Genomic DNA, 24,119 nt, shown 5'->3' with positions numbered 1-24,119 from the left:
AGCGAAATAGTACCCTGGCCCTATCCACCACCGGGGTTGCCGACCACGCCCTGAAGGCCTCCCCCGCGGCGCTAACCGCCCGGTCTAGCTCTTCCCTGCTAGAGAGCGGGGTACTTGCTATGACCTCCCCGGTTGCCGGGTCGTAAACCGGCTCTGTTGAGGAGCCGTTACCTCCGTTACCTTCGCTACCTCCGTTAGCTCCGTTAGTGCTCTCCCACTTACCGTCTATGAGGTTTTTGACCTCGAAACCTTTCTCTGTTCTTGGCACGGTTATAAGCTCCTTGACGTTTGAATGACGTTCATCCGCGGCGATCTGTGGCGCGCGGCTAGTCCAGCTTGGCCATTACGTGCTTGATGATCGTGTAATCCTCGATAGAGTAGGCAGACATGTCCTTGCCGTAGCCGGACTCCTTGAAGCCGCCGTGGGGCATCTCCGAGGTGATCGTGAGGTGGTCGTTGATCCACACGGTGCCGAAGCGCAGGGCGCGGGAGGCCCGCAGCGCCCGGCCAACGTCCCGGGTCCACACCGAGGCCGCGAGCCCGTAGGGGACGTCGTTGGCCCAGGCTATGGCCTCCTCATCGTCCTTGAACCGCTGCACGGTAACGACGGGCCCGAACACCTCTTTCTGGACGATCTCCGCGCCCTGCGAAGGGCCCGTTACTATCGTCGGCTCCACGAAGAAGCCGCCGCCCCCGTTCGTACCGCCGCCGGCGAGCACCTCGACCCCGGAGCCCGAGGTCGCCCGGTCGAGAAAGCCGAGGACCCGCCTCTGCTGCCTCTCGGAGACAACCGGCCCCATCTCCACGCTCTCGCCCTCCGCCGGGTCGGCGGTCTTTACATCTTTCGCGGCCTCGGTGAGCCTTGAGGCGAGCTCGTCGTAGACCCCAGGGGCCGCCACGACGCGGCAGGCGGCGGTGCAGTCCTGGCCGGAGTTCGCGTAGGCCCCGACCCGCACCCCGTTTACGACCGCCTCTATGTCGGCGTCGTCGAAGACCACCACGGGTGCCTTGCCTCCGAGCTCAAGATGCGGCCGCTTGACGGTCTCGGAGGCCAGACGGGCGACCTCCTTGCCGGTCGCCACGTCCCCGGTAAGAGAGACCATGCCAACCTTTGGGTGGCGCACTATCCCCGCACCGACCGGCTCCCCGTCGCCGGTTATGACGTTCAGGACCCCGGGCGGGAAGACGTCCTTGGCGAGCTCCATGAGCCGGATCATGGTCAGGGGCGTCTGCTCGGAGGGCTTGATGATGACGGTGTTCCCGGCCGCCAGAGCGGGGCCTATCTTCCAGGCCGCCATCGCGAGCGGGAAGTTCCACGGTGCGATCTGGCCGACCACGCCGACGGGCTCGCGCCGGATCATGGAGGTGTGGCCCCGGAGGTACTCGGTGGTCGCCTTGCCCTCCGGCACCCGGCAGGCGCCGGCGAAGAAGCGAAAGTTGTCGGCGATGAAGCCCATCTCGTCGCGGCTGACGGTTATGGGCTTGCCGACGTTCGCGCTTTCGAGCCAGGCGAGCTCCTCGGTGTTTTCCTCCACCACGTCCGCCAGGGCGTTGAGCATCGCGGCCCGCTCGCCCGGCGTGGTCTCGAACCAGCCGGCAAAGGCCCTGTCCGCGGCCTCGACGGCGCGGTTCACGTCCTCCTCGGAGCCCCTGGGGGCCTCGGCGAGCGTCTCGGTGGTTGCCGGGTTGATCACCTCCTGCCATCCCCCACCCGCGGGCTCGACGAACTCCCCGTCCACGAAGTTCCGCAGCCTGTTTCCGTTTTCCGTCATCTAGCAAACCTTTCATTGACGCTTTCCGTGCGTGTCTTATCGGTGTCATTGGTGCCAGAGCCGCCCATCACGCGAGCCGTGAGTCGGGGCCTCTGCGCGTGTGACCTCACTCCTCCTTCTCCATGAAGAATCGGCTGCCGCCGAAGATCAGGATCATGGTCGCCACCAGGATCACGGTGGAGAGCGCGTTTATGACGGGGCTGACGCCGAACTTGATCATAGAGTAGATCTTCAGGGGCAGCGTGCTCGACCCGACACCCGAGACGAAGAACGTAATGACGAAGTCGTCGAAGGAGAGCGTGAACGCGAGCAGCGCGCCCGCCATGACGCCGGGGAGTATCAAAGGCAGCGTGACCTTGAAGAACGTCTGCAAGGGGTTCGCCCCGAGGTCCCGCGCGGCCTCCTCTATGGACTCGTCCATCCCCGACAACCGGGCGCGCACCACGATGGTCACGAACGAGATGTTGAACGCCACGTGGGCGATGACGATGGTCGTCAGCCCGAGCCCGAGCCCGATCGCCACGAAGAACGCCAGGAGGCTCACGCCGACCACTATCTCCGGCATCACGGTCGCCGCATAGATCGTGGAGTCGGCGAAACTGTGACCCCGGAAGCGGTGGCGCGTCAGGGCCATCGCCGCGAGCGTCCCGATGAACGTCGCGATGATGGTGGAGCTCACGCCGACGATCATCGAGTTGTAGAACGCGTCCAGAACCGACTGATCCCTAAGGAGCGCCGCGTACCACTTCGTCGAGAACCCTTCCCATACCTGGGTGCTGCGGGCCGAGTTGAACGAGAAGACCATCAGTACCAGGATCGGGGCGTAGAGGAACAGGTACACCACCGCCGCCCCTATAAGCAGCGCCCGGTCCGGCAGCCGGCTCACGCCTTTTTGCAAGAATCCGCCTCTGGCGCCCATCCTAGAGCCCTCCCGTCTCGTCGGAGCCCACACGCTTGACGTAGAACATGATCGCCCCGACGAGTATCGCCGCGAGCATCATCGCCAAGGCACTGCCAAACGCCCAGTCGCGGGCGTTCAGGAACTGTTGCTGGATCAGGTTCCCCATCAGTACCGTCCGCGATCCGCCGAGCAGGTCCGGTATCACGAACTCGCCCGCCGAGGGGATGAACACGAGGATGCTCCCCGCGATAACCCCCGGCATGCTAAGCGGGAACGTTACCCTCCAAAAAGTGTGCCAGCGGCTGGCTCCGAGGTCCTTCGCCGCCTCCTTGAGGCTGAGGTCGAACTTCTCCAGCGTGGCGTAGAGTGGCAGGATCATGAACGGCAGGTACGAGTAGACCATCCCCATGAGTACCGCCTGCGGCGTGAAGATCAGGCTTATCGGGCCGTCCGTGATCCCGAGGAATTGCAGAGTCCTGTTCGCTATCCCGTTGCCGCCCAGGATGACCACCCAGGCGTAGGCCCTGATGAGCAGGCTGGTCCAGAACGGGACCATTACGAGTATCAGGAGTATGTTTTTATAGCGCCCGCCGCGCAGAGCTATGAAGTAGGCCAGCGGATAGCCGAGCGCCAGGCAGATGAGCGTGCTCAATGCCGCGATCACGATGGTGCGGACCGCTATCTCAAGATACAGCGGATCGAACACTTTGAGGTAGTTGCCCGGGTTGAACCCGAGGGTCAGGCCGCCGTAGACGCCGCTGGTACCGAACGAGTAGGCCAGGATCAGGGCGAGCGGCGCGAGGAAGAACAACCCGAGCCAGAAAGCCGCCGGGCCGAGCAGGCCCGCGAGCCCCAGAGACCAGCCCTTCCCTTTCTCCCTACCCATGCTAGGCGCTCTTTACTTCGGTGAAGATGCGCTCGTAGTCGCGAGTCGTTTCACCGACGTCTTGTATGATCTGCAAACGGTTGAGCACCTCGGCGGGCGGGTTCCACTGCGGGATCTGCTTTAGCTCGTCTTCTATGAGCGGCAGAGCAGCCTCATTCGGGGTGCTGTAGTAAGTGTAGTTCGTAAGCTCGGCCCCGGGCTTTTTGGCCAGAATGTAGTTTATGAACTCGTGGGCGAGATCCACGTTCTCCACGCTGCTGGGGATGCACATGTTGTCCGTCCAGCGGGTCGCCGCCGGCGATGGTATAGCGTACTCCAGATCCTCGTTCTCGATGGCCGTCAGGATGCCCTCGCCGGAGAACACGTGTCCGAGCAGGATGTCCCCGTTTGCGACGAGCGGCGCGTTCTCCGTGGAGTCGAAGTAACCGCGTATCAGGGGCTTCTGCTTTATAAGCTCCTGCTTGGCCTCCTCCAGCTTTGCCGGGTCGGTCGTGTTTATCGAGTAGCCCTGCTTCATGAGCGCGGCCCCGAGAGTCTCGCGCACGTCGTCTATCATGGCTATCTGACCCTCGTACTGCGGGTCGAACAGCGGCTCCCAGTTTTCTATGGTGCCGAGCTTCTTCTTGTTGTAGAGGATGCCGGTCGTCCCCCACTGGTAGGGCACGCTGTACTCGTTCTCGGGGTCATAGGGCAGCCCCTTGAAATCCTTGCCGATGTTGTCGAAGTTCGGGAGCTTGGAGAAGTCGAGCTTCTGAATCACATCGCTCTTGGCCATGATGGCGACCATGTAATCCGAGGGCACGATCACGTCGTACCCTGCTCCCCCGGCCTGCAGCTTGGCGAGCAGCTCCTCGTTGGAGCCGAAGAAATCTTGTGTAGCCTTTGCTCCCGTCTTCTTCTCGAATCCTGGCAGCGTGCTCTCGGCGACATAGTCCGACCAGTTGTAGAGGTTTAGCTTGTTGCCTCCACTATTGCTCCCGCCGTCACCGTTGCCGCCACCGCTATTCGCGCTCGTGTTCGCCTGGCACGAGAGCACCGAGAGCGTCGAGCCCGCGATGGCGCCCGCGCCCGCCAGCCTGATGAACCTGCGCCGTGATATCCTTGCTTTCCCCACCGTTTATCCTCCTGACACTAGCCGGCCTCCGGCTCCCCAGACTGCGGAGACCTCTTTTCCCCTATGTAGAAGCCACTCGCCCTATGCGCTCTTCACCTCGGTAAACACCCGTTGCCGCTCTCTGACGGCCTCTCCGACCACCCGGTCTATCTGCAGCCGCTTGTACTCTTCGCCGGAGGGCGAGTAGTTCGGGAGCTGCTTTAGCTCGTCGTCTATGAGCGGTAGGGCGGCCTCATTTGGGGTGCTGTAGTAGGTGTAGTTCGAGAGCTCCGCTCCGGACTTTTTGGCCAGAATGTAGTTTATGAACTCGTGGGCGAGGTCCACGTTCTTGGCGCCGTTGGGTATACACATGTTGTCGAACCAGCGGAGCGCCCCTTCTTCGGGCAGGACGTAGTCAAGGTCCTCGTTCTCGGTTAAGGCGATAAACGCGTCCCCCGAGTAAGAGTGGCCGAGGAGCACGTCGCCGTTCTGCACCGCGGGCCGTATCTCGGTAGAGGCGAAGTACCCGCGCAGGAGCGGTTTCTGCTCCTTGAGGAGAGCTTTGACCTCCTCAAGCGGCCCGGGCTCCGTGTTGTTTATGGAGTATCCGAGCTTCATGTACGCCGCCCCGAGAATCTCGGGGAGCTCGTCTATCATCGCGATCTTGCCCTTGTACTCGGGGTTCCACATCGCGTCCCAGCTCTTTATCTGCCCGACCTCTTTCTTGTTGTAGAGGATACCGGTCGTCCCCCACTGGTAGGGCATGCTGTACTCGTTCTCGGGGTCGTAGAACAAACCTTTGTAGTCGTTTCCTACGTTCTCGAAGTTCGGGATCTTCGACTTGTCGAGCGGCTGGACGACGTCGCTCTTGATCATTATCTCGACCATCGTGTCGGAGGGCACGATCACGTCGTAGCCCGAGCCCCCGGCCTGCAGCTTGGCGAGCAGCTCCTCATTGGAGGAGTAGAAGTCCTGCGTTACCTTCGCCCCGGTCTTCTCCTCGAAGTCCGGCAGCGTGCTCTCGGCGACATAGTCCGACCAGTTGTAGAGGTTTAGCTTGTTGCCTCCACTATTGCTCCCGCCGTCACCGTTGCCGCCACCGCTATTCGCGCTCGTGTTCGCCTGGCACGAGAGCACCGAGAGCGTCGAGCCCGCGACGGCCCCGGCCCCCATCACCTTGAGGAATCTCCCCCGGGAAATTCTTCCTCTACCCATCCCTATTCTCCCAACATCAGACAGTTCCGGGCATCCCAGGCCACGGGAACCTCTTCCCCGACCTTGAAGCTGCTGGAGTCCTGGGCGTTCTGCTGGTACAGCACCAGCGTCTCTCCGCCCGGCAGCTCCGTTATGTACTGCGTGCTGACCCCCATGTAGACGACCTGACGCACCTCGGTAACGCAGACGTTGTCTCCCGTGTCCCCGAAACGTACCTTCTCGGGCCGGACGGCGGCGTGGACCTCGGAGCCCGGCTCCGGGTTTATCCCTTCTTGAGCAATGGCCTCTACCCTGGTGCCTCCCGGCGTCACGAGCGTTACCTTCTCTCCCTCCACGGACTCGGCGGCGCCGGAGAGCAGGTTGGTCTGGCCGATAAAGTTGGCCACGAAGCTGTTCCGGGGCGTCTCGTACAGGAGCGCGGGGTCGGCGACCTGCTGCACCACGCCGTCGTTCATCACCGCGATACGGTCGCTCATCGTGAGCGCCTCTTCCTGATCGTGGGTAACGTAGATGAAGGTAATGCCGACCTCGTGCTGGAGGTTCTTCAGCTCAAGCTGCATCTCCCGGCGGAGCTTGAGGTCCAGGGCTCCCAGGGGCTCGTCCAATAGAAGCACCTTGGGCCGGTTGACCAAGGCCCGCGCGAGCGCGACCCGCTGCTGCTGGCCGCCGCTCATCTTGGCGGGCTTGCGTCTCTCGTAGCCGTCCAGCTTGACCATCGCGCACGCCTCGGTGACGCGGCGGCTTATCTCGTCCTTCGCCACCTTCGAGCGTTTGAGGCCGAACGCGACGTTCTCGAACACGTCCAGGTGCGGGAAGATGGCGTAGGACTGGAACACGGTGTTTACCGGCCGCCGGTAGGGCGGGACGCCCTGCACGGCCTCCCCGGAGACGGAGATGCTCCCCAACGTCGGCTCCTCGAAGCCCGCGATCATGCGCAGTAGCGTCGTCTTGCCGCAGCCCGAAGGCCCGAGAAGCGAGAAAAACTCGTTCTCGTAGATGTCTATGTTCACGTCGTCCAGGGCCGTAAACTCGCCGAAACGCTTGGTCACCCCTTCCAGGCGTACCCCGGAACCACGCTCCTGCCCCGTGGCCCCTACAGGCCGATCAGCAGTACCTCGTTCTGTCATCCCTGATACCCTTTCCCCGTTTTCCCCGCGTCTGTCTCGGGCATTTTGGCCGCGCTACTGGCTACGTGCCCATCGTTGACGGCCCGGCCGACCCTAGCTAGCCCTTCGATAATCTCGCCGGCCACCCTCTCGCCGGACTCGACCGCACCTTCCATGTAGCCGGTCCAGTTCGTAGCCGTCTCGGAGCCCGCCCAGTGGATGAGCCCGAAGCATTCGGGGAGGTCCGCACCGTGGTCCGTGAGCGCGCCCGGCGTCATGTATCCGCCGTACCCGCCCCGGGCGTAGGCCTGCTCCGCCCAGTTGATCTCCTCGTAGGCGAGCGGCGCGAGAGCCTCTTCCCCGAAGTACTCGGCGAAGCAGGCGAGTACCGCGGCCCTGCGCTCCTCCGGCTGCGCCCGGCCCCACTTGCGGGCGTCGGCGCCCAGGATAAAGCCGGTGAGGACGCCTTCCGAGACGCCCGGGAACGAGTTGTCGCACGTGACCCTGCACGGCCCCCGGTCGGACTCGGCTCGGCCGCTTAGCCCGGCCTCCCTCCAGAACGGGCGCTCGTAGACGGCGTGACACTTGATGACCGAGCCCATCGGCGTCCTCTGCGAAAGGGCGTCCTGCGCCGCCGGGAGCGGCGGCTCGTAGGAGATCCTCGGTCGCAGCGTCAGCGGGACCGTGACCACGGCGGCCCTAGCATCCACCTCCGAAGCGTCCGAGAACACCCTGACACCTTCCGTATCCTGCGTGATGCGCCGCACGGCAGAGCCGAGCAGTATCCGGTCGCCGAGCTCCGCCGCGAGACGATCCGAGAGCTCCTGCGCCCCGCCGGCGAACCTGTAATCCTCGACCGCGGACTCTATCTCGAACAGTCCGCCGGAGATGTTCGAGCTCGCGATGTCCGCCAGCACGCTGAGCAGGGAGAGGTCCCGGGTCTCGCAGGCGTAGAGCGACTGGACGGAGAGGTCGAAGTAGAACCGCGCGCTCCGGCTGAGGACGTTCTCCAGCTTCCAGCTCTCAAGCGTCTGCCCGTCCCATTCGAGCGCCCGCCCGGCGAGCCACGGCTCCTCCGGGGGGACGGATCCCGCCAGCTCGTCGAGCCTGCGGAACGCGCTCGTCAGGTCGGCGTTCGCGCCGGAGGACTTCAGCGGCGGCTCCTCGTTTTCGTCGTCGTACTCGGTACGCCCGCCTTCTTCGTACAGGACGGTGCGTCCGGGCACGTCGGCGGGGAACGTCTCGACGCCGAGATCCCGCGCCAGCTCCAGCACCCGGCCCTGGGGCGGCCCCACCCACTGGCCGCCCATCTCTAGCGGGACGCCTCCGGCATTGACTGTGTAGGTTCTGCCCCCAACCCGGTCGTTTGCCTCCAGCACCAGGACTTCGAGCCCGGCCCGGGCCAGGTCCCGCGCGGCGACCAGCCCGGCTAACCCCGCGCCTACCACCGCCACGTCCGTCCGTGTTCCCATCAGACTCTCTCCCTCCCCCTTATCGCGCCCGCCACCCGCCTTCCAGCCGCGAGGCCCGACCTGACCGCGCTGTTCATGAAGCTCGGGGCAACCGCGACGCCTTCGGCCCCGGCCAGCTGCGCTCGGCCAAAAGAGCCTCCCAGGCTCGCGCCGAAGCGGTAGAGGTCTCCGGGGGCCGGGATCATGTAGCTCCCTCGGGTCCAGGGCTCCGCGGGCCACAGCTTCTCCCGCACCTCGACCGGCTCCGGCAACTCGTGGTGGACCTCCGCGAGAGTCTCCAGCGCCCGGCGCTCCCTCTCCCCGGCGGATAGCCCGAGCTCCGGCAGGAGCGGGCGACCGCCGGCGAAGGAGACCACCGCGTCCCGCCCATCCGCCGCCTGCGTCCTGCACAGGTAGCCCAGGGAGGTGTCCGTTACGGTGAGCGCCGAGACGGGTACCTCGCCCTCGAAGGCGAAGACCATCTTGCGCACGACGCCGTAGACCGAGCGAGAGATCGCGTCCCGGATGTCCGGCGGCGGCTCTGGATGGAACCGGATGCCGCTATACAGGGTAAACGGCAGCGCAAGCACCACCCGCCGCGCCCTGACCGCGCCGGGACCACTCGGACTCTCCCATCGCACCTCGACGCCGCTCTCGTCCTGCAGGATCTCCGTCACGGGCGAGGAGATCCGGACCCGCTCACCGAGCTCAGAGGCGAGGCGGCGCGACACGCTACCAGCCCCGCCCCGGACGCGATACTCGTTCCCCTTGCCGGGGCCTCCGCGGCTCGCGGTCTTCGCGGCGTAGGCGTGGAAGGACATGCGGGAGAGCGGCACCGTCGAGCCGCAGCTAGAGACCGCTGTCTCCACGACGTGCAACCCTTCCGCGCTCATCCCCTCCCGACGCAGCCATTCCTCCACGCTCACGTCCTCGTCGGGCGACGGGGCAGAGATCCAGGGATGGTCCAGGTCCACGCTCTCCGACGTCTCCACCAGCGCCTCGGTAAATCGCCGGTAGACCCGCTCGTCGCCGCCAGAGAGCGGCATCCCGTCGTGCGACTCGCCGCCGACGTGCCAGCGTGCGTCCGTCTTGCTCCCCTCGAACGGGAAGAGGTCTACGTCGAGCTCGGCGCACAGCCGGCGCATGTCCGAGTGCGCCTCGTCCACCCACTCGCCGCCGAGGTCCACGGTGACGCCGCCGACCTCCGCGGCCTGGGTCCGGCCCCCGACGCGATCCCGGGCCTCCAGCACGAGCGTCTCGATACCCCAGCGCTCCAGCTTGCGGGCGGCCGTAAGCCCGGAGAGCCCCGCGCCCACGACGGCTACTTCCGTAGTCTCTTCTCGCGGTTCTCGCAGCATTGGCTACTCTCCAGGAGTCTCTGGCCGCTATCCCCGGTAGCCGAGCTCTCTTTCCAGCTCCGAGAGGGCCTTGTCCGTGATCTCGGCTATGCGAGAGAGCAGCTCCCGGTCGGCGATGAGGGCCGGGGAGTACTGGATCACGGGCTCGTCCTTGTCGTCGAAGCGGCAGATCAGGCCGTTCTCCATCAACGCCCGCGAGAGCACGCCCTTGAAGTATCGTTTGTACTCGTCCTCGTCCAGCGGCGTGCCGTCGGGCCGCTCGGGCTTTAGCTCGACGGCCCAGAAGAAGCCCAGCCCCCGCACCTCTCGCACTATGGGATGACCCTCGGCCATACGCGAGAGCTCGTCGCCGAAGTGGCCTTCGAGGGAGTGGACGTTCTGCAAGAGATTTTCGCGCTCAATGATCCGGATGCTCTCCAGGGCGACCGCCGAGGAGACCGGGTGCCCGCCGAAGGTGGAGCCGTGCATGAACATCGGCGCGTTATCGGAGAGGGTGCGCGCGATGCGGTCGCTGGCGACCACGCCGCCCATCGGCGAGTAGCCGCTGGTCGCGCCCTTTGCGAAGGTGGACATATCCGGGGTAACGCCGAACCGCTCCACCCCGAACCACTCTCCCAGACGCCCGAAGGCGCTGATCACGGCATCCGACACCAGCAGCACCCCGTAACGGTCGCAGATCTCACGCACCTTCCGCCAGTACTCCGGCGGCGGCACGAGGCATCCTCCGGCATTCTGCACCGGCTCTATGATCACGGCGGCGACCTGCTCGGGAGGTCCAAACTGTATGGCCTCCTCTATGGCCTCGGCCGCGCCCTCGGGGCTCTGGGCGGTATTGTCCACGTGATAAAAGCCAGGCACCAGCGGCTCGAACGGCACCTTGAAGTCCGGCAGCCCCGTTACCGACAGCGCCCCGAGCGTGGTGCCGTGGTACGCGATCTTGCGCGAGATGAACTTGTGGCGGGTGGGCTCGCCGTTCGCCCGGTGATACTGCCGGGCGAGCTTTATCGCCGTCTCCACCGCCTCCGACCCCGACGAGACGAAGAAAGCCGTGTTCAGATCTCCCGGGGCTATCTCCGCGACCTTTCCGGCGAGCTCCAGCGAGCGTGGGTGCTGGAAGCTCCAGTTCGGGAAGAAACCTAGCTCCTTCATCTGCGCCGCGGCCACGTCCGCGATCTCGGCCCGTCCGTGCCCGACCTGCGTCGTGAACAGCCCCGCGAGGCCGTCCACGTAGCTGTTTCCCTTGTCATCCGTTATGTAGCAGCCCTCACCCGAGACGATCACCGGCAGCTTCGACCAGTCTTCGCCATACGGCGTGAAGTGCAGCATCAGGTTCTCCATGCCCGGGAGCACGGCCCCGGACCCTTCTCCCTCAAGACCCCTCATAACGTCCATACCCGACCCCTTGAAAGCTAGCCTCTAACCTATCCCACGGTAGTATATACTGTATTTCGTCGACAATGCAAACCCGGACCACAGAGGGTAGGTTGATGATGCATACTGGAGCGGACCGGCGAACCCAGAAGGAGGGTATGGCAAAAGGGGCTCGGGGCGACTTCGACGGCGGAGACGGTAGGGATGGTAGAGAGCGGCGTCTGTGGCGGTTGGATCAGGACTCGCTCTCGGAGCGGGTGTACGAGACGCTGCGGCGTTCCATCATCAGCGGCCGGTTCGCGCCGGGGGAGCGGCTGATAGAGAACGCTCTGGCCGAGGAGCTCGGGGTGAGCCGGGCCCCGGTACGCGAGGCATTCAGGAAGCTCGCCGCCGAGCAGCTCGTCGAGGAGCGGCCCCGGTACGGGACCTACGTCCGGGAGTTTACCGCCAAGGACTTCGTCGACACCTACAACTTGATCAGCGCGATCGAGAGCCTGGCGGTCCGGCTCATCGTGCGGCGGCAAAGCTCTCTGGAGGAGTTGCACCGCATCACGGAGGAGATGACGGAGGCGGCGGCGCAGGGCGACCTGCACAGGGTGATCGAGATCGAGCTCGAGTTCCACCGGGAGCTGTGTTCGTCCGCGGGCAACCACCAGCTAGACAACGTGTTCCGGCTCCTGAGCGGCATGGTGGGCATGGCGCTCTCGCTCGACGACGCGACGTATGAGGATATTAGCCAGATCGCAGCCGAGCACTATCCGCTCCTCGACGCCCTAAGAGAGGCTATAGACACGGGCCGTGAAGAGCACGCCGTGTTCACCATCAGGTCCCACATCCGGGCCTCGCTCGAAGAGGTGATGGGTAGGCTCGGAGGAAAGCCTTCCGAGGTCCTTTACCCGCTCGTTTATCCGGAGGACGTTGAGTAGCCAGACCAGGCTGCGTGTACGGAAATGTCCAGAAGCTTTATAGGTTTGTAGGCTCACGAGGATCAGGAGGTAGTAGTCGTGCTGGATCCCCTCGAACGTTGGCGGGAATACGGAGAAAAACCGGACTACGCGGGTCCGCTCTCCTTCGGCGGCTCGCCCTACACGCAGGACCCCTCGGAGCTATCCGGCGCGGACGTCGCCATCGTGGGAGCGCCTATGGACGAGCTCGTCTCCGACCGTCCCGGAGCCCGGTTCGCACCTAGAGCCATCCGGGCCGCGAGCTGCCCGCCCGGACCGCACCTGGAGACCGGCATCGACGCCTTCGAGGAGCTGCGAGTCGTGGACTTCGGCGACGCCCCGGTGATCCCCGCAGACCCCACCCGCTCCCACGCCGCCATCGAGCACACCGTGGGCCAGGCCCTCTCCGCCGGCGCTCTCCCGGTGATCCTCGGCGGCGACCACTCCGTGACCGAGGCAAACGTCCGGGCCTGCGCGGCGGCCCACGGCCCACTGGGCCTCGTGCACTTCGACACCCACACCGACACCGGCTCCGAGGTATTCGGGGTCGAGCACTCCCACGGCACCGTTATGCACCGGCTGGTCGAGGAAGGATGCATAGATCCCGCTCGCTACGCGCAGGTCGGCCTACGCGGCTACTGGCCCGGAGAGGAAATCTTCGCCTGGCAGCGCGAGCGGGGGATAACCAGCCTCTTCATGCACGACATCACGAGGCTCGGCATAGACGAGGTAATACGCCAAGCGTTCGAGGGCGTCGGCGACGGCCCCACCTTTCTCAGCGTCGACATTGACGTGCTGGACCCGGCCTTTGCTCCGGGTACCGGGACCCCCGAGCCCGGCGGCATGACGACGGCGGACCTGATGCGGGCCGTCCGGGACATCGCATCGCGAGTATGGCTAGTTGGCACCGACCTGGTGGAGGTCATCCCGACCGCCGTAGGTTCGGCGGACGTAACCGCGCTAGCCGCCGACCGGATCATCCGGGAGACGCTGACCGGCCTCGCCTCACGCACCCGGTCACGCCGCGCGGAAAGTCCAGGAATCAGATAACACGACCGCTACAGTTCGTGGACAGCGGCATCTTCAAGAGCAAGGAGCCCGTAAGACGGGTGAGCGCCATAGTGAGGGCGACGACAGAGTACCAGGACGCCAAGGTAGTGGGAGAGGTGAGCCGGGGCCCAGGAGAGGCGATGGTAGGCCAGGGAATGGAGAGCCCACAAGACGGCGAGAAGATGGCCGGGTAGCCGGAGCAAGCCTTGCTCCGGCTACCCGGCTAGTGTATTTCGTGGCCTGGTCCCTAGCCCCCAGCCGTCCTTAACTGCCGACGGCCGGGCGCCGGTGGGACGAGGTGGCTAGACCGCAGAGGCCGCCTCCTCGAAGGCCTCGGAGAGTATCTGCAGGGCCTCCTGTAGCTGCTCGTCGGTTATGACCAGTGGGGCGAGCACTCGGATCACGTTCCCGTACTGGCCCGCCGTGAGGAGCATCAGGCCTTTTTGCAGGGCGTGCTCGACCACGGCCCCGGTCAGCGCCTTGTTTGGCGTCTTGCTCTCTGCATCCGTGACGAGCTCCATTGCAACCATGGCCCCGCGCCCGCGCACGTCCCCGACGAGCTCCGGGTACCTGTTCTGCAGGTCGTGCATCGCCTCGACGGTGCGCTCTCCGACGTAATCGGCGCGCTCCACGAGGCCGTCCTCCTCGATGGTCTGTATCGCGGCGAGGGCGGCGGCGCAGGCCAGGGGGTTGCCGCCGTAGGTCGTGCCGAGCCCGCCGGGGTGGACGGAGTCCATGATCTCCGCCCTCCCCGTGACCCCCGCGATGGGCATCCCCGCTCCCAGGCTCTTCGCGGTGGTTACGATGTCCGGCTCCACGCCGGAGTGCTCGACGGCGAGCATCTTGCCGGTGCGGGCGAACCCGCTCTGCACCTCGTCCACGATCATGACGATGCCGTGCTCGTCGCAGAACTCGCGCACGCGGCGCATGAACTCGTCGGGCATCGGGATAAAGCCGCCCTCTCCGGAGACGGGCTCTATTATGACGGCGGCGACGTTTCCGGGGTCCACGCCACCCACGAGCGCCTCGTCGAGCCCGGAGAAGCAGGCGTGCCGGCAGCCGTTCGAGCAGTCGCGGCCCACGGGGCAGCGATAAGGGTACGGGGCCGTGACGCGGTACACCTCCGGCATGAACGGGGCGAAGCCCTTCTTGTACGGGTTGACCTTGCTGGTCAGGCTCATCGCCATGTAGGTGCGGCCGTGAAATGCGTTCTCGAAGGCGATCACGGCGTCGCGGCCCGTGTAGTAGCGGGCGGCCTTCACCGCGTTCTCCACGGCCTCCGCGCCGGAGTTGAAGAAGGCGCTGCGCATCTGCGAAGAGCCCGGAACGAGCGAGTTCAGCTTCTCCGCGAGCTCGACGTAGGGCTCATAGTGGTTGACGAAGAAGCAGGTGTGGGTGAACTTCTCGGCCTGCTCCTTTATCGCCTCGACCACCCGGGGCTCGGAGTGCCCGACGTTCATCACTCCGATACCGCCCGCGAAGTCCAGGAACACGTTGCCGTCCACGTCCGTTAGCTGCGCTCCGCTAGCCTCGGCGACGAAGACGGGCGTCAGGATGCCGATACCGCCTGAGACGGCCCCCTTGCGGCGCTGCATGAGCTCCCGGCTCTTCGGACCCGGTATCTCGGTCTTGATCTGCCTCTGGTTCAACATTGCCCGACTCCTTCTCGACGCCTGCTATCCACCATTATAGACATATGGTTACCCGCTCTTCTTCCGCTCTTCTTCCAGTCTTTCACCCTCGCTTTCGTCCCGTACGTCACGCCTCCGGGCTGTACTCGGGCACGCTCATCCGAAAGGCGAAGAACAGCCCGAAGACCGTCCAGACTCCGACGATGATCCACTCCGGCACGCCGAGACCGGAAGGCATGCCGGGCAGGTACTGGATGGCGATCCCGGCGCTCAGCACGACCGCGATGACGCCGATAGCCGGACCGCGGCCCGCCCTGAACGGCCGTTGCATCCCGGGCTCTCTGCGGCGGAGCACGAGAAAGGAGATGGTGACCATCAGGTAGGCCACGACGATGCCCAATCCGCCAGCGTTGACGAGCCACGTTAGCGCGCTCTCCCCGAAGAACGGGGCGATGATCGCCAGAACGCCGACCAGGAGTATGGCGTTCGAGGGGGTGTGGAACCTGGGATGCACCCTGGCCAACCAGCCCGGCAGCATCCCGCTCTCCGCCATGGCGTAAAGGATACGGCTGCCCCCGATCATGAATCCGTTCCAGCTCGTGAGGATCCCCGCGATCCCGCCGAGCACCAGGATGTTCGCGAAGATCTCACTCCCAAAGAGATTCCCCATCCCGGAGGCCGCAGCAAGCTCGGTATCCCCGAGCGCCGAACGACTTACGCCGGCCCCCACACCGACTATCACCACTATGTAGAACAGCGCGGCCATTATTACGGAGACGACGAGCAGGATGCCTATCTGTCGGTAAGGCAGGTTTATCTCTTCGGCCGACTGGGGGATGACGTCGAAGCCGACGAACAAGAACGGCGTCATGATAACCACGGAGAGTATGCCGGCGACGCCCCCGGCGAACAGCGGGCTGAAGTTATCGCCGCTACCCCCCGTAATGGTGCCGAAGACGAACAGAGCCGCGATCCCGAGCAGTACCAGCACCGCTATGAACTGGAAGATCGCCGACGGCCTTATGCCAACGTAGTTCAGGGCGGTGATAACGGCGGCCCCGATCACGCCGATCGCGATCCAACTCGCGTACACGTCGAACCCGGCCACGGTCCAGAGCAGTCCCGCGTTGAAGCCGTCGGGGAGTAGATAATCCATGGTGGTTGGCAGCGCCACGGCCTCGAAAGCCGCTACCGAGATATACCCCAGCGCAATGGCCCACGAAGCCACGAACGCGCCGCCCGCCCCGAGCGCCCGCCAGGCATAGTTGTGCTCGCCCCCGGCCTTCGGCATCGCGCTCACCAGCTCCGAATATGTCAGTCCCACGAAGACGACCAGGATCCCCCCGAGCACGAAGGCGAGGACCGCGCCCAGGCTGCCCGCACCCTGCAACCAGGTACCAGAGAGGACCACCCAGCCGAACCCGATCATCGCCCCGAAGGCCAGCGCCAGCACATCTCTCAAACTCAGTACCCGGGCCAGCTCCCTCTGCTCGTTCAACCCTCTCCCAACCTTTCCCACCGCTGTCTTTACGGCCCCGGCGAGCCTCGGCTTGCCCGCGACTGCTTGCTATCCTCACAGCCTCTCGTCTCGCGCTCTCCAGGCCACCCTCTGTCACCGGCCAGATCAGATAGCAAAAACCTCTACGCTTGTCTTCACATTCTCTACTCCGGTGGCTGCGTTTCCGGAGAATCATCGATGAGAAAGAGGCGGGTCGGTGTCGAAGACAAGTTACGGCCCCGGTGCGCTCCCTGCCCGTAGCGTGTCTTCGGTAGGAAGAAAGCCTCGCCCCCAGATGCCGTAAGCGGCCGGCGGTCGTCGTCGAACTCGTACTCGATCCGCCCGCTTATGACGTAGCCGCGATGCCCATCCTCACACCACTCCTCCCTGCGCGCCCCCGCCTCGTACTCGACGATGGCCCACCTCGCTCCATCCACCTCGGCCTCGCGAGCCCGGATGCTGGGTGCGTCCTCGGACCACGGCATGTCCTCCAGAGGCACAGTGCGCGGCTCACTCATATCTCCTCCTTCGAAATTTTGGTTCGCGCGTAGTTCATTCAGACCAATGAGGGAGCACACGCCAGCTCATCATCTCTCTGAAGTCCCGGGTAGTATTTGGCAGCAGCTCTCCGGTTCCCCAGTCAAGAATCACGCCATGACGGCGGATCAACTCCAGGGCACCGATCTCTTTGTCCCGGTAACGTTTGGCGAGTTCCTCGGGATCCTTCTCAAGCCACGTTTTTCTGTTCTCGCGGATGTTCTCGCGTTCCGCCTGCGTAGCCTCTAGGTCGACTTCGTATTCCGCAAGCTCGGCATCTAACTCACGTATCACTACACCGTAGTCCCGCCGGGCTCCTTCGACCGTTACGTAGTCGTCGGCCACATCCTCGCAGACAGCCTCGGAGTCGCGTTCGAGGGGATCTCCATAGCCGCCTCCGCCAGCCGACGGGCGTATAAACAGGTCTCCCGCCTCGACATCGACACCGGAAAATGTAGCTCCAAGAAATCGCTCATCCTCACGGCCCCGGTTGAGCCATACCCCGTGCGGACACGATGGTAAGCCGCCTTCTATGCCCCAGGTTATGGAGCGTGCTCGATCACAGCAGTAGCTCATCACCGTGCCCTGTATCTCGGTGAGCGTGCCTCCCTTCTCGACACCACAGCCCCCGCGATACCGGCCGGGCCCTCCAGAGTCTTCCACTATCCGATGCATCTCTGTAACGACCGGCGTAAGCCTCTCCTGTCCCTCGAAGGGCTGGGCCATAAGCCCCACGCCGAACACGGGAGAGGTTGCATTAGAGCCGTCGAGTCCGTTACGGCCTCCCCAGCCGCCCATCATGTAGTCGTACCACATGAAAAACGGGGCTTGCTCTGTGCGTTGGTCCCAGCCGCCTATGAGGAGATACTCCAGATTAAAGCAGCAAGCCAAGGCGCGCTCGGGCATCGCCTGTGACCACAGTTCGAAGAGTGCGCTCATGATCTTCTCGTAGGCGCCGGAGCAGAACCCGGTTACTGCCGTCGGCCAGGGGGCGTTTACTACCGTATCTTCGGGGAGCTCGGCATCGATAACCCGGTAGAAGCCGGAGTTCAATGGTACCTCTGGGAAAAAGGTCTTGGTGCCCGCGACTATGCCGGAGAAAGCAGTACCCATGCCAGCGTTCAAGAAACTACCTATTACTGGATGACTGCCAGAGAGATCGTAGGTGACGCTGTCGCCATCTATAGTCATCTTGACCTTAACCGGTACCAGGCCTTCCTCGCCGCTCGGGTCCTGGTCTATATAGTCTTCGGTCTGCCAGGTGCCATCGGGGAGATCAGAGATGCGCCGACGCGTGAGCCGCTCGACATAGTCCTGTACCTCATCAAACGCCGTGAGGATGGTGTCCTTGCCATACTTTTCGACGAGTCGTAACAGCTCTCTCTCGGCTACCTTCGTAGCCTCTGCTTGAGCCATGAGATCACCTTCAGCGTCCCCCGGGGCGCGAGTATTGGAGGTGATCAGACCGACCACATCCCACCGGTAGTCGCCGCGATCCCAGATCTTGACGGCGGGGATGCGCACACCCTCGCCAAAGTGTGTCGTGGCGCTGATGTCGAACGAGCCGGGTACGCTGCCGCCGATATCCGCCCAGTGGCCGTTGGATTGCGCCAGGGCTATTATCTCTCCCTCTACAAAGACAGGGCGTATGATCCGCACGTCGTTAAAGTGCGTCCCGCCGGCGTAGGGATCGTTTATGGCGAATACGTCACCCGGGTGTATATTTTCTCCGAAGGCATCAAGAACAGCCTTGGCCGTAAAGTGCAGGGTGCCGACGTGGACGGCGATATCCTGACTGCCCTGCATTACCGTGTTGCCCCGAGCATCGCAGATCGCCGAGGAGAAGTCGCGGCTCCACATCACGAACGAGTGACAGGTCCTTAGGATCTGCTCGGCCATCTCATCCACGACGGTCGAGAAGGCGTTCTTTAGGACCTCGAAGGTTACGGGATCGAGCGTCTGCTTCTCGGTCATTGTTTACCTCCCACGTGAATGATTATGTTGAACCATCCGTCTACTTCCGCCTCATCTCCGGGAAAAACCACGACCGTGGAGTCAAGCTGATTTATGATCGCCGGTCCAGGGATTCGGGCTCCGGCGGCTAGCGATGCACGGTCGTGGATTGCGGCACTGAGTAGCTCCGCCTCACCGAACATCACATCCCGGTGCTCTCCGGCCCGCGGTTCGTAGGACTCGGGTTTTTCGTAAGGAAGCTCCGGCTTGGGGATGGTTCCAATAGCGGCCACGCGTAACTGGTATATCTCCACCGGCGAGTCCTCCCGCTTGTAGGCGTGTTGCCGCTCATGCTCGCGGTGAAACCAGCCCAGCAACTCTTCCAGAGATTGCACCTCGCCTTCGATAGGCACCTCGAGCGAACGCCACTGACCCAAGTAACGCATATCCAGCGACCGTCCGAGCCTCATGTCGTTCGGGGCTATGCCTTCGGTCTCCAAGCGCTCTCTGGCCTGATGCTCCAGTTCCTGGAAGGCATTCTCAATGTTGGCCGGCTCCGCGCTATCCGCGGGCGTCAGGTACATCTCCGAGAAGTCGTGGCGGATGTCGACTAGCAGGCAGCCAAGTGCCGAGGTGATCCCCGGATTTGGCGGTACGAGGACGGTAGGTATAGAGAGCTCGCGGGCAAGCTCGGCACCATGCAAAGGACCAGCACCACCGAAGGCGACCAGGGCGAAGTCCCTCGGATCATGGCCGCGGCGGATCAGGGCGAGCCGGATCGCGTCGGCCAGGTTCGCGTTCGCCACCTTGATTATCGCGCGGGCCGCCTCGGTAGTATCCAGGTCAAGAGGCTCCCCGATCTTCGCCACGGTACGCTCTGCCTCGGACACATCGAGGGTCATACCCCCTCCGATAAGATTCTGTCCGAGCCTGCCGAGCAGTAGATTCGCGTCGGTGTTGGTAGGTTCTTCACCACCACGCCCGTAACAGGCTGGCCCGGGTACCGCCCCGGCAGACTGGGGGCCGTTACGCAGTGAGCCAGCCGTGTCGATCCAGGCTATGGAACCGCCGCCGGCCCCGACTGTCAGCACCTCGACGCTCGGGAAACGTATTGGATATCCGTACTCGACGAACCAGTCCTGCGTGATCCTGGTTTCACCCTCGACGAGCAGGGAGATGTCCGCGCTGGTGCCTCCCATATCCAGTCCGACCGCATTCTGGTAACCAGATAGCTTAGCGATGTGACCGCTGGCGATGGCTCCAGCGGCTAGGCCGGAAGAGGCGAGTCGTCCGCCAAGCTGCTCGGCCACCTCGGTGGTCATCACACCTCCTCCTGAGTGCAACAGCAACACGTCTCCCGTGTAGCCACCTTCCTTCATGCGTTGTTCTAGACGCTGGGCGTACCCGCTGACCAGAGGCGCCAGCACGGCATTCGCCACCGTAGTCGAAAAACGTTCGTGCTCGAAGATCTCTGGCAGCACCTCGCTGGAGGTCGAGACCGTTACTTCCGGCAGTTCCTCGTTCAAGATCTTTTTGACACGCCGCTCGTGGTCTGGGTTGGCGTGGGAGTTGACCAGACAGACGGCGACCGTCTCTATCTGCCGGCGGCGTATCAGGTGCGCCGCCCGCCGAACCTCTTCCTCGTCAAGAGGCTCAGCCTCGTTTCCGGCATAGTCTATGCGCTCGGTCACCTCCAGGCGATTTCTACGTTGGACGTAAGGTGGGGCGACGTCTGAGTAAGCATCCCAGAGATCTTGCTTGGTGCCGCGGCGGATCTCGATCACGTCTCTAAAGCCCTTGGTGGTAACCATGGCCGAGCGTGGGAAGTTCCGGGTGATCAGGGCGTTGGTCGCAACGGTGGTCCCGTGAGAAAAGAGCTCTATCTCATCCAGCCGCACCCCGAGTTCCTCTATACTGTCGAATACGGCATCTATAGGATCTTTAGTCGAAGAAACTTTGCCGACCCGGGTAGTACCCTGCTCCTCGTCGTAAGCGCATACGTCGGTGAAGGTCCCTCCGACGTCCACAGCCAAGTGCAACACTTTATCCCTCCCTCTGATCGTCTCGCAGCCTGCGAGATTTACCGACCACTCCTTTATTAGGCATCCGTGCCGTCTCCACGATCCAGCCACGCGCGGATCTCCCCAGAATGCTCGCCGAGCCGCGGCGGTGGTTTGTCCGCGATTACCGGAGTCTCCGACATGCGGAGCGGCGAGCGTGTGAGCTTCAAGTTAGAAGAGCCCTCTCGGTTCTCCAGCTCGACCACCGGGGAGAGGTCGAGCCACTCCGCCAGCTCAAAGGCTTCGCCTACGTCGTTGATCAGGCCAGCTGGCACGCCCGCCTCCCCGAGCCGCTCCACCCACGTGGCCGCGTCTTCCCTCCTGAAGACACCCTCAAGTATCTCCCCGAGCTCGTCTCTGTGTGCAACACGACCGGAGTTGGTGGCGAAGCGCTCGTCCTCGGCCAACTCCTCCAGGCCGAGGCTCTCGCACAGGCGCCTCCAGAGCGCCTCGTTTCCGACGGCTATAACGAAGGGCCGGTCTGCGGCCCGGAAGGTCTCGTACGGGGCTATGGAAGGATGCTTGTTACCACGGGGGCCCGGTACGCTACCCGCGAGCAGGTAGCCCGAGGCCTGGTTCACCAGCCCCGCGAGCGCGGAGTCCATGAGTGACACCTCGACGTGCTGGCCTTCGCCCGTTTTCCTGCGGGACTCCAGGGCGGCGAGGATGCCGATCGTGGCGTTGAGGCCGCAGATCACGTCCACTATGGCCACCCCGGTCTTCATCGGGGTACCATCCTCCTCACCGGTGATGCTCATGAAACCGCTCGCGGCCTGCACCAGAAAGTCGTAGCCGGGCATCGCCGCCCCCCTCTCGCCGGAGCCGAAGGCGCTAATGGAGCAGTAGACGATGCCGGGGTTGAGCCTGGACACCTCTTCGTAGCCCAAACCGAGACGCGACATGGCGCCCGGCCGGAAGTTCTCTATGAGCACGTCCGCCCGACTGGCAAGCTCCCGGGCGGCTTCGAGATCCCCCGGCTCTCCCAGGTCCAACGCTATACTGCGCTTGTTACGGTTGAGCCCGAGGTAGTAGGTACTGCCTTCCTCGACGAATGGCGGCCCCCAAGCCCTCGTATCGTCTCCCACCTCTGGCCTCTCTACCTTTATTACGTCGGCACCGAGATCCCCGAGGTTCATCGTCGCCAGCGGCCCCGCGAGCACCCGCGAAAAGTCGGCCACCACGAGGCCTTCGAGCGCCCTCTCCGACTCACTCACCCTACACTCCTCCCCAACCCCTACCACCCTCTCACCATGAAGCATGAGATACTTGATCCAGAATGTCTACAAAATAACTAAAACTGGATCAAATGTCCAGTGTCAGCTAGACTTGGTCTCTAAAGTCGTATGGAGACAGCATGAGAGGGCGGTTAGCGTGGGGCCCGTAAGCGAGAGCAGAGCAACGGGTGGAGGTAGCAACGGAAACGGCTCTGGCCCCCGGGAGGACTGGTCGAAAGACTTTCTCGGGCTGGATGGTCTGCTTACGGAAGAGGAGATCGCGGTGAGGGACAAGGCTCGCCGGTTCGTGACGGAGCGGATCTCCCCGAACATAAAAGAATGGTACGACGAAGGAACATTCCCGAAAGAGCTCGTGCCCGAGATGGGCTCTCTGGGCGTCCTCGGCATGCACCTCGAAGGCTACGGCTGCGGCGGCAAGAGCGCGGTCGAGTATGGTCTGGCGTGTATGGAGCTTGAGGCCGGAGACTCGGGGCTTAGGACCTTCGTTAGCGTGCAGGGCTCGCTCGCGATGAGCGCGATACACAAGTTCGGCTCCGAGGAGCACAAGGAGGAGTGGCTGCCGAGGATGGCCCGGGGAGAGGCAATAGGTGCTTTCGGGCTCACCGAGCCGGATGCCGGGAGTGACCCCGCCTCCATGAAGACCTATGCCAGGCGGGACGGCGATGACTGGATACTGGGCGGGAGCAAGCGTTGGATCGGCCTGGGTTCCATCGCGGATGTGGCGGTAATATGGGCCCAGACGGACGAGGGAGTCCGCGGCTTTGTGGTGCCGACCGATACTCCGGGCTTCTCGGCGCAGGACATACAGCCAAAGCTCTCCATGCGGGCCTCCATACAGTGCGAGCTCTACTTCGAGGACTGCAGGCTCCCCTCAGAGGCAATGTTCCCGGAGGTCAAGGGTCTGCGCGGACCGTTCTCGTGCCTGAACGAGGCCAGGTACGGGATCGTCTGGGGCGTGATGGGCGCGGCGCGGGACTCCTACGAGAGCGCTCTCGGATACTCGTTAGAGCGCAGCCAGTTCGACAAGCCCACGGCCGCGTTCCAGCTGACCCAGAAGAAGCTCGTGGACATGATGCTAGAGATCCAGAAGGGTACGATGCTGGCTCTGCACCTGGGCCTCATGAAGGATGCCGGAACGCTGAGGCACGAGCAGGTCTCCTTTGGCAAGCTAAACAACGTACGCGAGGCGATAGAGATAGCCCGCGAGGCCCGCACCATCCTCGGCGGCAACGGGGTAACCCTGGACTACTCGCCTCTCAGACACGCCAATAACCTCGAGAGCGTGAGGACCTATGAAGGGACCGACGAGGTGCACACCCTGATTCTGGGTAACGCGATAACCGGCATACCGGCGTTCAGGTAGCCGGGTAGTCTTGGAGCCGGCGGAGCCTCAAGGAGCTTTCAAGAAACCCCAGACGGCACAGCACGCGGTGCTGGCAGAGATCCGGGGTATGATCATGTCCCGCGAGCTGAAGCCCGGCGAGCGCTTGCGGCCGGGCGAGATCTCCGAGCGTCTAGAGGTCAGCCGCCTGCCCATCCGCGAGGCCCTGAAGGTGTTGGAAGCCGAAGGACAGCTAACTTACCAGCCGCATCACGGCTACAGGGTCACGAAGTTCTCCATGAGTGAGTTGTCGGAGATCTACCGCATGCGCCAGCTGCTGGAGAGCGAGATGCTCCGTAGCACGGCCTCACAAGTGGACGAGAGCCTGATCGAACGCCTGGAGGATCTTATCCAAGAGATGGACGAGATCTCCGAGTCGGAGAACCTGCTACGCTTTACCGAGGTAAACCGGGAGTTTCACATGGCCCTCCTGGAGTACGCCGGCATGCCGCAGTTCATGCGCGTGGTAAAGACCCTGTGGCAGGTCTCGGACTCATACCGGAGCCTCTTCTTCAACAAGCCGGCCTCCCGCAGGCGAGTCCAGGAAGAGCACCGCAGGATCGTCGAGGCCTGCAAGGCCCGGGAAGCGGAGGCCCTGGTTTCGGCCATGAACGAGCACCGCTCGAACGCCATAGTAGACATGGCGGTCGTGATCGGCGACGGAGGATCTTAGGAAG

At 63.7% G+C, this 24,119-nt stretch carries 21 protein-coding genes; 5 read left to right on the top strand and 16 right to left on the bottom strand.

The window, feature by feature from the left end; genetic code table 11:
- The 10 genes from ABD53_RS16610 to ABD53_RS10615 all read right to left on the bottom strand — a co-directional run.
- Positions 1 to 268: aldehyde dehydrogenase family protein (locus ABD53_RS16610; RefSeq protein ID WP_152670730.1), on the bottom strand; the 268-nt coding region annotated here is incomplete at its 3' end.
- 58 nt (positions 269 to 326) lie between these two features.
- The gene (locus ABD53_RS10655) at positions 327 to 1,772 is read right to left on the bottom strand and encodes a gamma-aminobutyraldehyde dehydrogenase (RefSeq protein WP_047865743.1); all 1,446 of its coding nucleotides are present in this window, start codon (positions 1,770 to 1,772) and stop codon (positions 327 to 329) included.
- Positions 1,773 to 1,878: 106 nt separating this feature from the next.
- Entirely contained in the window at positions 1,879 to 2,691 is an 813-nt protein-coding gene (locus tag ABD53_RS10650; RefSeq protein ID WP_084709521.1) for an ABC transporter permease, read from the bottom strand.
- Position 2,692: 1 nt separating this feature from the next.
- Positions 2,693 to 3,559: an ABC transporter permease gene (locus ABD53_RS10645; RefSeq protein WP_047865742.1), complete on the bottom strand. Its 867-nt coding sequence runs from the start codon at positions 3,557 to 3,559 to the stop codon at positions 2,693 to 2,695.
- Position 3,560: 1 nt separating this feature from the next.
- Complete coding sequence (locus tag ABD53_RS10640; protein WP_047865741.1) at positions 3,561 to 4,673, bottom strand: ABC transporter substrate-binding protein; 1,113 nt, start codon at positions 4,671 to 4,673, stop codon at positions 3,561 to 3,563.
- An 81-nt stretch (positions 4,674 to 4,754) separates the two neighbouring features.
- Positions 4,755 to 5,867 (bottom strand): ABC transporter substrate-binding protein, encoded by a 1,113-nt coding sequence (locus tag ABD53_RS10635; protein WP_047865740.1) that lies wholly within the window; start codon positions 5,865 to 5,867, stop codon positions 4,755 to 4,757.
- Positions 5,868 to 5,869: 2 nt separating this feature from the next.
- Complete coding sequence (locus ABD53_RS10630) at positions 5,870 to 6,994, bottom strand: ABC transporter ATP-binding protein (protein WP_047865739.1); 1,125 nt, start codon at positions 6,992 to 6,994, stop codon at positions 5,870 to 5,872.
- Positions 6,991 to 8,445, bottom strand: a complete 1,455-nt coding sequence (locus ABD53_RS10625) for a flavin monoamine oxidase family protein (RefSeq protein WP_053057949.1) — start codon at positions 8,443 to 8,445, stop codon at positions 6,991 to 6,993. Before ABD53_RS10625 ends, ABD53_RS10630 begins: the two co-directional genes overlap by 4 nt.
- The gene (locus tag ABD53_RS10620; RefSeq protein WP_047865738.1) at positions 8,445 to 9,782 is read right to left on the bottom strand and encodes a flavin monoamine oxidase family protein; all 1,338 of its coding nucleotides are present in this window, start codon (positions 9,780 to 9,782) and stop codon (positions 8,445 to 8,447) included. The genes ABD53_RS10625 and ABD53_RS10620 overlap by 1 nt, the downstream gene beginning before the upstream one ends.
- Before the next feature lie 27 nt (positions 9,783 to 9,809).
- Entirely contained in the window at positions 9,810 to 11,174 is a 1,365-nt protein-coding gene (locus ABD53_RS10615; RefSeq protein WP_053057948.1) for an aspartate aminotransferase family protein, read from the bottom strand.
- A 137-nt stretch (positions 11,175 to 11,311) separates the two neighbouring features.
- On the opposite strand from ABD53_RS10615, the gene ABD53_RS10610 reads away from it, so the two are divergent.
- The 3 genes from ABD53_RS10610 (at position 11,312) to ABD53_RS17815 (ending at position 13,341) form a co-directional block, all read left to right on the top strand.
- Complete coding sequence (locus tag ABD53_RS10610) at positions 11,312 to 12,079, top strand: GntR family transcriptional regulator (RefSeq protein ID WP_053057947.1); 768 nt, start codon at positions 11,312 to 11,314, stop codon at positions 12,077 to 12,079.
- Between the two features lie 78 nt (positions 12,080 to 12,157).
- The gene (gene speB / locus ABD53_RS10605) at positions 12,158 to 13,147 is read left to right on the top strand and encodes an agmatinase (protein ID WP_047865737.1); all 990 of its coding nucleotides are present in this window, start codon (positions 12,158 to 12,160) and stop codon (positions 13,145 to 13,147) included.
- A 59-nt stretch (positions 13,148 to 13,206) separates the two neighbouring features.
- Positions 13,207 to 13,341: a hypothetical protein gene (locus ABD53_RS17815; protein WP_268778279.1), complete on the top strand. Its 135-nt coding sequence runs from the start codon at positions 13,207 to 13,209 to the stop codon at positions 13,339 to 13,341.
- 108 nt (positions 13,342 to 13,449) lie between these two features.
- Here ABD53_RS17815 and gabT read toward each other — a convergent pair whose 3' ends face one another.
- The 6 genes from gabT to ABD53_RS10575 form a co-directional block, all read right to left on the bottom strand.
- Positions 13,450 to 14,799, bottom strand: coding sequence for a 4-aminobutyrate--2-oxoglutarate transaminase (gabT, locus tag ABD53_RS10600; protein ID WP_047865736.1), 1,350 nt, complete (start codon positions 14,797 to 14,799; stop codon positions 13,450 to 13,452).
- A 106-nt stretch (positions 14,800 to 14,905) separates the two neighbouring features.
- The gene (locus ABD53_RS10595) at positions 14,906 to 16,276 is read right to left on the bottom strand and encodes an APC family permease (protein WP_047865735.1); all 1,371 of its coding nucleotides are present in this window, start codon (positions 16,274 to 16,276) and stop codon (positions 14,906 to 14,908) included.
- Positions 16,277 to 16,440: 164 nt separating this feature from the next.
- Positions 16,441 to 16,794 (bottom strand): cupin domain-containing protein, encoded by a 354-nt coding sequence (locus tag ABD53_RS10590; RefSeq protein ID WP_047865734.1) that lies wholly within the window; start codon positions 16,792 to 16,794, stop codon positions 16,441 to 16,443.
- Positions 16,795 to 16,828: 34 nt separating this feature from the next.
- Positions 16,829 to 18,787 (bottom strand): hydantoinase B/oxoprolinase family protein, encoded by a 1,959-nt coding sequence (locus ABD53_RS10585; protein WP_047865733.1) that lies wholly within the window; start codon positions 18,785 to 18,787, stop codon positions 16,829 to 16,831.
- The gene (locus ABD53_RS10580) at positions 18,784 to 20,808 is read right to left on the bottom strand and encodes a hydantoinase/oxoprolinase family protein (protein WP_200900363.1); all 2,025 of its coding nucleotides are present in this window, start codon (positions 20,806 to 20,808) and stop codon (positions 18,784 to 18,786) included. The genes ABD53_RS10585 and ABD53_RS10580 overlap by 4 nt, the downstream gene beginning before the upstream one ends.
- Before the next feature lie 56 nt (positions 20,809 to 20,864).
- Positions 20,865 to 22,040, bottom strand: a complete 1,176-nt coding sequence (locus tag ABD53_RS10575; protein WP_047865732.1) for a CaiB/BaiF CoA transferase family protein — start codon at positions 22,038 to 22,040, stop codon at positions 20,865 to 20,867.
- A gap of 250 nt (positions 22,041 to 22,290) precedes the next feature.
- Between ABD53_RS10575 and ABD53_RS10570 the strand changes: the two genes are divergently transcribed.
- Both ABD53_RS10570 and ABD53_RS10565 read left to right on the top strand, forming a co-directional pair.
- The gene (locus ABD53_RS10570) at positions 22,291 to 23,424 is read left to right on the top strand and encodes an acyl-CoA dehydrogenase family protein (RefSeq protein WP_047865783.1); all 1,134 of its coding nucleotides are present in this window, start codon (positions 22,291 to 22,293) and stop codon (positions 23,422 to 23,424) included.
- Between the two features lie 10 nt (positions 23,425 to 23,434).
- On the top strand, positions 23,435 to 24,115 hold the full coding sequence (locus ABD53_RS10565; RefSeq protein WP_152670729.1) for a GntR family transcriptional regulator: 681 nt from the start codon (positions 23,435 to 23,437) through the stop codon (positions 24,113 to 24,115).
- Positions 24,116 to 24,119 lie beyond the last annotated feature (4 nt).

The organism is Rubrobacter aplysinae (assembly GCF_001029505.1).
Lineage (GTDB): Bacteria > Actinomycetota > Rubrobacteria > Rubrobacterales > Rubrobacteraceae > Rubrobacter_A > Rubrobacter_A aplysinae.
The sequence above is the reverse complement of the archived record's forward strand: the minus strand, read 5'-3'. Positions and strand labels throughout refer to the sequence as shown.